Origin of the sequence: Cellulomonas septica, from assembly GCF_012396155.1 — a bacterium.
Taxonomy (GTDB): Bacteria; Actinomycetota; Actinomycetes; order Actinomycetales; family Cellulomonadaceae; genus Cellulomonas; species Cellulomonas septica.
The window spans coordinates 1-1,295 of the sequence record NZ_JAAXOY010000841.1; the positions used below are offsets into that span (position 1 = coordinate 1).

The 1,295-nt window shown below is 73.7% G+C and carries 1 protein-coding gene; it reads left to right on the forward strand.

What is annotated here, in order from left to right; translation table 11 throughout:
- On the forward strand, nt 1-1,230 hold a 1,230-nt coding region (locus tag HGA02_RS20630; RefSeq protein WP_210728840.1), incomplete at its 5' end, for a hypothetical protein.
- Between the last annotated feature and the right edge of the window lie 65 nt (nt 1,231-1,295).

Sequence of the window (1,295 nt, forward strand, 5' to 3'; positions counted from 1 at the left end):
TTCCGGGCCGGTGCGATGGTGCTCGGCACGGCAGCGGCGGTGGTCGCCGGGCAGCAGGGTGCGGCGGCGGCGCCGGCGCGAGGGAGCCGGGTCGGGTCGGTGCTGCTGCCGGCGGCGCAGACGATCGACGACGACCTGGTCGTGGGCAGCGCCGCGAACCCGCACAGCCTGTTCATCCGGTCGTCCGCGGCGGGTGGCACCGAGGGCGGGCCCGGGATCTTCGACTCGACCGGGCGTCTGGTGCTCGAGACCTACCAGCCGCACTTCCAGCACTTCGGCGAGTCGATCCGCGTCGAGCTCAAGGACCCGCGGGCGAAGGGGATGCTCACGTACCGGGCGGCGTGGCCGACGCCGCACTACCCGGACGGCGACTTCACGTGGGTCGCGGGGCACCCGAACGGGCCGCAGTCCGTCGCGTGGCTCGGCGCGCACTTCCTCAACAACGACGACCCGTCGAGCCTCGCGAAGAACCTCCAGCACGGGCACATCGGGTTCGAGGTGCCGGACTCGCTGGGGCAGCTGCAGACGCGGCTCGAGATCAAGTTCATCGACCCCGTGACGGGCAAGATCGGCACGGACAAGACAGCGATCCGCACCAACATGGCGGACTTCGAGGTTGGCACCAGCCAGCGCGGAGAGCAGCTGCGCGTCGTGGGCAACGAGGAGAACCACCGGGACGTCGTGTGGGCGACGCGCGTCGGGGTCGTCCGCGAGCCGCGGTGGGTCGCGCGCACCGTGGCCGGTCGCTCGAACTTCGAGCTGCTGCGCTACCAGAACGGCAACGTCCTCGTGGACACGCCGTTCGGGGTCGACCGCGCGACGGGTCTCGTCACGGTCGGCGGGCAGCGGGGCACGTCCGCCGGGTTGCGGGTGGTGCGCAACGGCGGCGTCGCGCTGACGGTGACGCCGCTCGAGGCGGGCGGGCACGGAGCCCTCGTCACGGGCGTCGACGCGACGACGCGCGCCTACCAGTCGGACGTCGCGGGCGACGCGCAGCGGCGGTTCGTCACGCTCGTCGACGGCACGCAGCAGTGGGGGAGCGGTGCCGGCGTGCGCGACACGCAGCTCTACCGGCGGGCGGTCAACCAGCTCGGCACCGACGGCGGGCTCTTCCTGCGCAGCAGCGCCACGCCGGCGACGGCGTCGACCGGCGGGGTCCTGTTCGTCGCGGACGGCGCGCTCAAGTTCCGCGGGTCGAAGGGCACGGTCACGACGCTCGCGCCCGCCTGACAGCGGTCCCCCGCCTGACAGCGGTCCCCCGCCCGTCAGCGTGCGACCCCGCCTGACGGGCGTCG